At 67.1% G+C, this 1,301-nt stretch carries 1 protein-coding gene; it reads right to left on the reverse strand.

Features of this window, described 5'->3' with window-relative positions; all coding sequences use genetic code 11:
* Nucleotides 1-196 precede the first annotated feature (196 nt).
* Complete coding sequence (locus tag LzC2_RS21455; protein ID WP_171190059.1) at nucleotides 197-1,015, reverse strand: hypothetical protein; 819 nt, start codon at nucleotides 1,013-1,015, stop codon at nucleotides 197-199.
* Nucleotides 1,016-1,301 lie beyond the last annotated feature (286 nt).

A 1,301-nucleotide genomic window follows, 5' to 3' on the forward strand; every position in this document is an offset into this window, starting at 1 on the left:
CCCCCTCTCCCCCTTTTGGGGGAGAGGGGTCGGGGGTGAGGGGGCATTGCCGGGCCAACCGTCCTTCACCGCCCGGCTGCTCTCACGTCGATCGTTCGGAAATCGCTCCGCGAACGCCCGCGGGCGAAGGCTCGTTCACCTTCACCCCCGGCCCCTCTCCCTCAAGGGAGAGGTGAGTCGAGAAGACGCGACCGCCTCACGCCGCCGCGATCGTCGACCCGGCCGACAGTCTTCTCTTCAACCCCTCGGTGTAGCCCCGCGGGTCGGTGAAAAACTCGTTCGGCAGCACTTCGTAGCGCCGCATCGTGTCGAACACCGTCGGCCAACCGGCCTGTTCGGCGATGTCGAAGCAGCGATGCGCCCGGCGGACGCGTTCCTCGGTGTCCTGAAAGTTCTTGAACCAGAACCAGGTCCACTTGGGGAAGTAAGAGAACCGCACCGGCGGTTTCATCACGCAGGCGCGCAGAATCGGGCAATCGAACTTCGCGAACTCCTCATCCACCTTCGGACCGACCGTCACGGTCTGCTCCCGCCGCAGCACCCGCTGGAACAGCTCCCTCCGCACGTCCGCATCCAGCACGCGGCCGCTGCGGTTCGCTTCGTGGATCGTGCCCAAGGCATTCGCCAGATCGTCGGTGACCAGCGCCGCGGCGTCGGTCGGGTCGTCCAGTTCGGCGGTGAGGTAGAACTGGCTGTAGGTGTCGATGAACACGCTGCGGTTCGCCTCTTTGAAGCCGTCGGCGAAGCCCTGCAACATCGCGTGGCGGCGGCCCATCTCCGCCCGGTTCAGCACGTAGCGATAGGAGATGACCTTGCCGAGGGTGCCGGTGGTCTCAAAGAACCCGTAGGCCCACTGGGCGCCGTGGGCGGCGATCTCCGCGAAGGCGTGGTTCCCGCCGCTGTCGAGATACACCCGGTGCAGCAGCGCCGCCCGCTGCCGAATGTCCGCCGGGGCGCCGGCCAGGGCGGTCGCTTCGGCTCTCAAGGCGGCGTACCGGGCGGCGAGATCCGTCATGGGGTCTGTGGGGGCGGAAGGCGAAGCCGTGACAGATTACCCGGCGAAGCAAGCGAACTGTTCACAGGGATGCGTCGGACTCTGCCCCCCTCTCCCTCAGGGAGAGGGGCCGGGGGTGAGGGTGAGCGAACCTTCACCCGCATCCATCGCCAGAGGTTTCAGAGCGAACGCGGCGTCCCGGACGCTTCAAGCGTCCGGGACGCTCGATGGCCGGCGAACGCTCGCTCTCGAAGGACGGTGGGATGTTGAAGGACGATCGGTCGGTTCCAGCCCCCTCACCGCCGAC

The organism is Alienimonas chondri (assembly GCF_013036045.1).
GTDB classification, from domain to species: Bacteria; Planctomycetota; Planctomycetia; order Planctomycetales; family Planctomycetaceae; genus Alienimonas; species Alienimonas chondri.

What these genes read in the sequence shown, in the direction of transcription:
- LzC2_RS21455 (WP_171190059.1), bottom strand. Translation starts at nt 1,015, where the DNA reads ATGACGGATCTCGCCGCCCGGTACGCCGCCTTGAGAGCCGAAGCGACC.